This is a genomic window from Sinomonas flava (assembly GCF_039531875.1).
In the GTDB taxonomy this organism is placed as follows: Bacteria; Actinomycetota; Actinomycetes; order Actinomycetales; family Micrococcaceae; genus Sinomonas; species Sinomonas flava.
The window spans coordinates 221,774-228,500 of the sequence record NZ_BAAAQW010000006.1; the positions used below are offsets into that span (position 1 = coordinate 221,774).

Sequence of the window (6,727 nt, forward strand, 5' to 3'; positions counted from 1 at the left end):
CGGCATCGGCCAGGGCGAAGGCCTCGTCCTGCGCCAGGTCCCCGCGGTAGCCCCGGCTGCGCGGGCCCCGGCGCACTCCGGTGAGCTCGACGCCGTCGTGCGTCTGGGCCAGGCGTGTGGCCTCGGTCCCGAAGTGGAGCTGGATCCGGGGCCGCGCCGCGGCAGCCTTCCAGAGGAGGCCTTCCATGACCGGCTGGTCGAACTGGCTCTTGCCCGGCTGACCCAGCCGGGGGCGCGGGGGGCGCACGTCGGCGAGGACCTGCCCCCGCCTGCCCGTGTACCGCGCGCCGGTGCCCAGAAGCGTCTCCGGGGCGAGCCCGGGAAGGACGCCCAGCTGCTGCATGATGCGCAGGGCCTCGTCGGTCGCGCTGATCGCGCGCGGCTCGTCGCCGGTGCCTGGATGCTGTTCGACGACGGCGACGCTCAGGCCGGCGTCGGCCATGAGGCAGGCAGCCGTGAGGCCGGTCGGCCCGGCGCCGAGGACCACGACGTCGACGTCGACACGCTCGCTCACAGGTAGTGGCTCGGTCATGGCGGTCAGGCGTCCAGTGCCACCGTGTTGGAGAGCGTGCCCAGGCCGGTGATCTCGACCTCGACCACGTCGCCCGCGGACAGGAATCCCTTGGGCTCCATGAACAGGCCCACGCCACCCGGGGTGCCGGTGACGATCACGTCGCCGGCGGAGAGCTTCGTCCAGGCGGTCACGTACTCGATGATCTGCGGGATCGAGAAGTAGAGGTCCGCCACGGAAGCGCTCTGCCGCACCTCTCCATTGACGCGGGTCTCGAGCTTGAGCTGGTCCACGTCCCCCAGGTCGGCGGCAGGGACCAGATAGGGGCCGAAGGCTCCGGTGCCGGGGAAGTTCTTTCCGGGGGTCCACTGGGTTGCGGCGAGCTGCCAGTCGCGGACGGAGAAGTCGTTGTACGCGCCGTAGCCGGCCACGTAGTCCCACGCGTCCTCGGCCTTCACCCGGTAGGCGTCCTTCGAGACGACGAGGGCCATCTCGCCCTCGTAGTCGTACTGGGTCGTCGAGGCCGGCATGAGGGCCGGGGCGAGGTGGCCCATCTGGGTGTCGGCGAAGCGCGTGAAGACGGTGGGCGCCTTCTGGTTCGTCTTGCCGGTCTCCTCCTGGTGGCTCACGTAGTTCACGCCGATGCACAGGATCTTGGCCGGGTCGATGATGGGCGGCAGGAGGGCGACGTCTGCCTCGTCGAAGGCCGGGGCCTCGCGGACCTGCTCCTCGGACAGCGTGCCGAAGCGTCCGTCGGCCACGATGTCCTTCAGGGTCGGGGCGAGGCCCGCGCCGGACGGACCGAGGTCGTGGATGCGGCCCTCAAGGGACACGCCCCAGGAGGCGGCGCCGTCGGGAGTCGTGAAGGAGACGTAGTTCATGGGAGGCCTTTCGGGTCGGGGATGAGGGGGTGGGTGAGGTGGCCCGGATCAGAAACGGTGGTCCACCGGGGGGATGCCGAAGGTGCGGAAGTCATCGGGGCGGCGGTCGGACCACATGTTGTACCAGTTCTCGTCTTGGCCCCACACGACCGGCTCCCGGTCGTCGTCGTAGATCTGCTCGAGGTCGGTGTAGAGCTCCACGACGGCGCCGGAGGACTCGACGTAGTACGCGGCGATGTTATGGCCGGCTCCGTGGCGGACCGGCCCCCAGATGAGCTCTCGGCCGGTCAGGTGCAGGCGGTCGCCGAGCTTGGCCAGGTCCCCGACCGACTGCGTCTGCCAGGCGTGGTGGTGGAACGTGCCGCGGCCCTTGATGAGGGCGATCCCGTGGTGGTCGGGGTTGCAGCGCATGAAGTAGGCGAAGTCGTCCCCGATCACGTCGGAGAGCCGGAAGTCGAAGACGCGGGAGAGGAAGAGCATCATCCCGCGGACGTCCTGGGGGTGGAAGTTGATGTGGCCGTACCGGTCCGGCCCGAACGAGAGCGCGTTCCGGTCCGCCTTCTGCATCCCCGTGTACACCTCGAAGATCCACCCTTCAGGCCCCGTGAAGGCGAACCCGTCTGCGACGCCGGCGCTCAGGGGGCGGTCGGAGAGGAACGGGAGGTTCTCGGCCTCGACGCGGCGGCGCACCTCGGCGAGCGCGTCCCCGTCGCGCGCGATCAGGCCGAGGGCGTGGATGCCGTTGCGGCTGGATTCGACGTAGACGAGCTCATGGTGCACGGCGTTCGCCGCGAGGTAGACGCCGTCTTGGGTGCGCTCGGTGACGCGCAGTCCCAGGATGTCGGTGGCATCGGCAACCGACGCGGCGAGGTCGGTGGTCTGGATGGCCACGTGGCCCATCTCGCTGATCAGTCCCCAGGACATGCGTGCTCCTTCGCTCGGCCGTCTACGGCATCCTGAAGAAGACACTACCTCAAAGATTTTGCATTATCTACTGATATTGCAAAGTGGCTGGGTGCGCGCCGACTTTCAGCCCACCTTCAGCCCGACCTCCCCGGCACTGCGGATCGCGGACATCGTCGTCTGGTAGTGAGCCCGGAGGAGCGCAGCCGTGAGCCGGGGGTCGCGGGCCAGCGCTGCGGCCAGGATGTCCCGGTGCTCCTGCTCGACGTCGCGGTTCGCATAGCGGGTTGCGACGCCGGCCCAGCGCCCGTAGAGCTGGCTGAGATCGGAGAGGACGCACGTGAGGTCGATCAGGACCGGGACCCCGCACGCCTCGATGAGCTTGGCATGGAACGCCTGATGGGCATCGTTCCACGCCTCCGTGTGGACGTCCGGGTCCGAGGGGTTGCGGCTCTGCGTGCGCTCGAGCGTGTGATGGGCGGCGATGAGCTCGGACTCCCAGTCAAGGGTGCCGCGCTCGATGGCCAGCCGGGCAGCGAGCTCTTCGTTGACGCACCGCATCTCGGTGATGTCCTCGAGCTCGGCGAGGGAGAGCTCCGGCACGAAGAAGCCGCGGTTGGGCCGCAGCTGCACCAGCCTGTCGCCCACGAGCCGGGTGAGGGCCTCGCGCACCACGGTGCTGCTCGTCTCGTAGTGCTGGGAGAGGGCGATCAGCTGCAGCTTGGCGCCGGGGTTCCAGCGCCCCGCGAGGATGTCCCGCCTCAGGGCATCGCGCAGGTGCTTGGAGAGGGTCTCGGCATCCGTCTTCTTGGCCATGCGCGAAGTATACCGAGACAGATATTAGATAAAAACAGCTGCTCAATGCACAGAGGGGGGACGTCCGGAAACCCTCGTCCCCTACGCCCGCCGCAGCCGGTCCACGACGCCGAGCAGCCCCTCGATCCCCGTCCCGAACGCGGCCTCCGGCCACGTCCCCGCGAGGGTCGAGTAGTGGTAGAGCCCCTCCCCCACGAGCATGATCGTCGCGGACACGGCCGGGTCGGCAACCTCGGTCCGGATCAGCGCCAGCCACGCGGCGTCGAGCTCCTCGAGGGCCGCGAGCGCGCCGGCGTGCCCGGCCTGGGCGAGGCGCACCGCCGCGACGAACAGCCGGTCCAGGTCGCTGTCCGTGCTCACCGACGTGCGCACGAAGTACCGCGACGGCCCCTCCTCTGCAGCGGCCATCGCCTCCCTGTCCTCGGCCGCGGCCTCGCGCAGCCTCACCAGGAGGCCATCAGCGAGGGCGTCCTTGCTCCCGAAGTGGTAGAGGAGCCCTCCCTTCGACACCCCGGCGGCCGCCGCGACCGCATCCATGGTGGCCGCCCGCTCGCCGTCGGAGACGAGGAGGTCCCGGTAGGCGTCCAGGATCGCTGCGCGGGCCTTCGGGGGTCGGGGCATACGGCCACTGTACGCGGAGTTGTAACTATACCGTCCAGCCGGTACTGTTATTCGCATCCCCACGAATCAGGAGTTCCGATGAACCAGACCGTCCCGGTCCAGGCATCCCCCGCATCCGCCGCTCCGGCCACCCCGGCCCGTCGCTGGCTCGCCCTGACCGCGCTCATGTTCCCCGTGCTGCTCATCGCCGTGGACAACACGGTGCTGAGCTTCGCCGTCCCCGCGATCACGCTCGCGCTCGCGCCCTCGTCCACCGAGCTGCTGTGGATCGTGGACGTCTACGCCCTCGTGCTCGCTGGCCTCCTGGTGCCCATGGGCTCGATCGGTGACCGCATCGGCCGCCGCCGCATCCTCCTGATCGGCGCCACCGGCTTCGCCGCGGTCTCCGCCGCCGCGGCCTTCGCCACCACCCCGGGCCAGCTCATCGCAGCCCGCGCCCTCATCGGCGTCTTCGGCTCGATGATCATGCCCGCCACGCTCTCCCTGATCCGTAACATCTTCAGCGATGACCGCGAGCGCCGCCTCGCCGTCGCCATCTGGGCCGCCGTGTTCTCAGGCGGCGCGGCCCTCGGCCCGCTCGCCGGCGGTGCGCTGCTGAGCCACTTCGCCTGGGGCTCGGTGTTCCTCGTCGCGGTTCCCATGCTCGTCCCCGCGCTGCTCCTCGCACCCCTCCTCGTGCCCGAGTCCCGGGACCCCGCGCCGTCGCCCGTGGACCCGGCGAGCATCGCGCTCGTGGTGGGCGCCGCCGTCGCCCTCGTGTGGGGGATCAAGGAGCTCGCCCACGACGCCGGCGCGCTGGCCGCCGCCGCCATCCTCCTCGGGCTCGGGCTGGGCGCGCTGTTCGTGCGGCGCCAGCTCGCCCGAGCCGCCCGCGGGAAGGGCCCGATGCTCGACGTGCGGCTCTTCGCCCGGGCCGCCTTCAGCGCGGGCCTCGCGGCGAACCTGCTGAGCATCTTCTCGCTCGTGGGGTTCATGTACTTCCTGTCGCAGCACCTGCAGCTCGTGGCGGGGAAGGCCCCCCTCGAGGCGGGGCTGCTCATGGTGCCGGGAATGGCGCTGTCCGTGGCCGCCGGGCTCGCGGCAGTGCGGCTCGCGGCACGGTTCTCCGTCGCGTCGGTCATGGTCGCGGGGCTGCTCGTGAACGCGTCGGGCTATGCGGTGGTGCTCGCGTTCGGGCGGGACGGGTCGCTGCCGGCGCTGCTGGTGGGGTTCGCCGTGGTCGGTGCTGGCGTGGGCCTGGCGGAGACGCTCTCCAACGACCTGATCCTCGCCTCCGTCCCGCCTGCGAAGGCCGGGGCGGCGTCCGCGATCTCCGAGACGGCGTACGAGCTCGGGGCCGTCCTCGGCACCGCCGTGCTGGGCAGCATCCTCGGCGCCGCGTACCGGCTGGGGGTTCACGTCCCGGCGGGACTGCCGGCGGAGGCGGCGGCCCGCGCCCGGGAGACGCTCGGGGGCGCGGTCGACGCCGCGGCGCACCTACCCGCCGACGCCGCCTCCGCCCTCCTCGACTCGGCGCACCGGGCCTTCGACTCGGGCGTGGCGTACACGTCCGCGATCGGGGCGGCGCTCCTGGTGGCAGCGGCCGTCGTCGTGCACCGTGCGCTGCGGGCGCCTTCCCCAGCCAAAGTCACCGCGAATTGTCGGGTTGACGCTGGTGCCGGCGCTTCCCACCCACGGCAACCCGACAATTCTCGGGGCGAGGCGCCTTCCCGCGGGGCGAGGCGCCTTGGGGCTCAGCGCACCTTCGCCTTGAGGAACGCCACGGCCCGGGACCACGCGAGGTCCGCCGCCTCGGGGCGGTAGTTGCCCTGCGGGTTGGAGTCGTTGGCGAAGGCGTGCGGGGCGTCGTAGTAGAAGAACTCCACCTCCGCGCCGGATTCGCGACGGATCTGCTCCGCCTGCTTGCGCGCGTCCTCGACCGGGTAGCTCGTGTCCTGCTCCCCGTAATGGCCCTGGACCGCGGCACGGATGCCGGAGAAGTCGTTCGGGACGCCCTGCCCGACGCCGTAGAAGGGCACCGCAGCGCTCACGCGCTCGCCCTGCTGCGCCGCGAGCTGCAGCACGAAGCCGCCGCCCATGCAGAAGCCGATGGCCCCGACGGTGGAGCTCGTGACCTCGGGGCGGGACAGCAGGTAGTCGACCGCGCCGGCCAGCAGTCGGGCTCCCTCCTCCTCGGGCAGCTCCTGCATCATCTGGGCGGCCTCCTCGCCGTCGTGCGCCACGCGGCCGCCGTAGAGGTCCGGGGCGAGGGCCACGAAGCCCTGGCTCGCGAGCCTGTCCGCGATGTCCTTGATGTGGTCCACGAGGCCCCACCACTCCTGGATGACGATGACGCCGGGCCCCGTGCCGCCGGCGGGCACGGCGAGGTAGCCGTGGGCCTCGCGGCCCGAGGACGGGAAGGTGACGTTCTGGAAGGGATGCTGATCGCTCATGGGCACACCGTACCCACCCGGCGCTCCCCTTACGCCATCAGCGTCGAACCGAGCGCGAGCCCGCCGAACGCCGCGGCGAGGCACAGCGCCATCGTCCCGACCCCGTTCACGACGGCGGCGCCCCACCTCCCGCTCAGCGCGAGGCTCACGCTCTGGTAGCTCGCGGTCGAGAAGGTCGTGTACCCGCCCAGGAAGCCTGTCCCGAGCACGGCCTGGAGCGCCGGGTCGGCACCGGCGAGCACCGCGCCCGCGATGACCCCGAGCACCAGGGAGCCGGTGACGTTGATGAGGATCGTCGCGAACGGCAGGGGCCCCTTGAGGCGGCGGCTGAGTGCGGTGTCCAGGACGTAGCGCACGACGGCGCCCAGCCCGCCCGCCGTCCCGAGCAGCAGCGCCTCGGCGGGGTTCATCGCGGGTCCTCCTGGGCCCCGCTCGGCCCCTCGCGTCCGGGAGCCGCGTTCCCGGGCCCCTCCCGTCTGGGGGTCACGTTCTGGGGGTCACCCGATGCGACCCCCAGAACGTGAGGTGCTGCCGTGCTTCCCTCAGCGACCGTGCTTCGCCGA

Annotated in this window: 8 protein-coding genes; 1 reads left to right on the forward strand and 7 read right to left on the reverse strand. The window is 71.3% G+C overall.

Features of this window, described 5'->3' with window-relative positions; genetic code table 11:
• The 5 genes from ABD298_RS12310 to ABD298_RS12330 form a co-directional block, all read right to left on the reverse strand.
• Positions 1–514 (reverse strand): FAD-dependent monooxygenase (locus ABD298_RS12310; protein WP_344300006.1); only part of this gene is annotated, 514 nt, incomplete at its 3' end.
• A 23-nt stretch (positions 515–537) separates the two neighbouring features.
• Complete coding sequence (locus ABD298_RS12315; protein ID WP_344300008.1) at positions 538–1,392, reverse strand: fumarylacetoacetate hydrolase family protein; 855 nt, start codon at positions 1,390–1,392, stop codon at positions 538–540.
• 48 nt (positions 1,393–1,440) lie between these two features.
• Positions 1,441–2,316 (reverse strand): VOC family protein, encoded by an 876-nt coding sequence (locus ABD298_RS12320; RefSeq protein WP_344300009.1) that lies wholly within the window; start codon positions 2,314–2,316, stop codon positions 1,441–1,443.
• Positions 2,317–2,421: 105 nt separating this feature from the next.
• Positions 2,422–3,111: a GntR family transcriptional regulator gene (locus ABD298_RS12325; RefSeq protein WP_344300010.1), complete on the reverse strand. Its 690-nt coding sequence runs from the start codon at positions 3,109–3,111 to the stop codon at positions 2,422–2,424.
• Positions 3,112–3,192: 81 nt separating this feature from the next.
• Positions 3,193–3,732 (reverse strand): TetR/AcrR family transcriptional regulator, encoded by a 540-nt coding sequence (locus ABD298_RS12330; RefSeq protein ID WP_344300011.1) that lies wholly within the window; start codon positions 3,730–3,732, stop codon positions 3,193–3,195.
• Between the two features lie 78 nt (positions 3,733–3,810).
• On the opposite strand from ABD298_RS12330, the gene ABD298_RS12335 reads away from it, so the two are divergent.
• Positions 3,811–5,535 (forward strand): MFS transporter, encoded by a 1,725-nt coding sequence (locus ABD298_RS12335; RefSeq protein ID WP_344300012.1) that lies wholly within the window; start codon positions 3,811–3,813, stop codon positions 5,533–5,535.
• Here ABD298_RS12335 and ABD298_RS12340 read toward each other — a convergent pair.
• Both ABD298_RS12340 and ABD298_RS12345 read right to left on the reverse strand, forming a co-directional pair.
• A complete protein-coding gene (locus ABD298_RS12340; protein ID WP_344300013.1) occupies positions 5,466–6,164 on the reverse strand; it encodes a dienelactone hydrolase family protein in 699 nt (232 codons plus the stop codon). The genes ABD298_RS12335 and ABD298_RS12340 overlap by 70 nt on opposite strands.
• Before the next feature lie 29 nt (positions 6,165–6,193).
• Entirely contained in the window at positions 6,194–6,574 is a 381-nt protein-coding gene (locus ABD298_RS12345; RefSeq protein WP_344300014.1) for a fluoride efflux transporter FluC, read from the reverse strand.
• Between the last annotated feature and the right edge of the window lie 153 nt (positions 6,575–6,727).

Bases quoted from the DNA above. Each gene is read 5' to 3' on its own strand.
- ABD298_RS12315 (WP_344300008.1), bottom strand. From the start codon at position 1,392: ATGAACTACGTCTCCTTCACGACTCCCGACGGCGCCGCCTCCTGGGGC.
- ABD298_RS12320 (WP_344300009.1), bottom strand. From the start codon at position 2,316: ATGTCCTGGGGACTGATCAGCGAGATGGGCCACGTGGCCATCCAGACC.
- ABD298_RS12325 (WP_344300010.1), bottom strand. From the start codon at position 3,111: ATGGCCAAGAAGACGGATGCCGAGACCCTCTCCAAGCACCTGCGCGAT.
- ABD298_RS12330 (WP_344300011.1), bottom strand. From the start codon at position 3,732: ATGCCCCGACCCCCGAAGGCCCGCGCAGCGATCCTGGACGCCTACCGG.
- ABD298_RS12335 (WP_344300012.1), top strand. From the start codon at position 3,811: ATGAACCAGACCGTCCCGGTCCAGGCATCCCCCGCATCCGCCGCTCCG.
- ABD298_RS12340 (WP_344300013.1), bottom strand. From the start codon at position 6,164: ATGAGCGATCAGCATCCCTTCCAGAACGTCACCTTCCCGTCCTCGGGC.
- ABD298_RS12345 (WP_344300014.1), bottom strand. From the start codon at position 6,574: ATGAACCCCGCCGAGGCGCTGCTGCTCGGGACGGCGGGCGGGCTGGGC.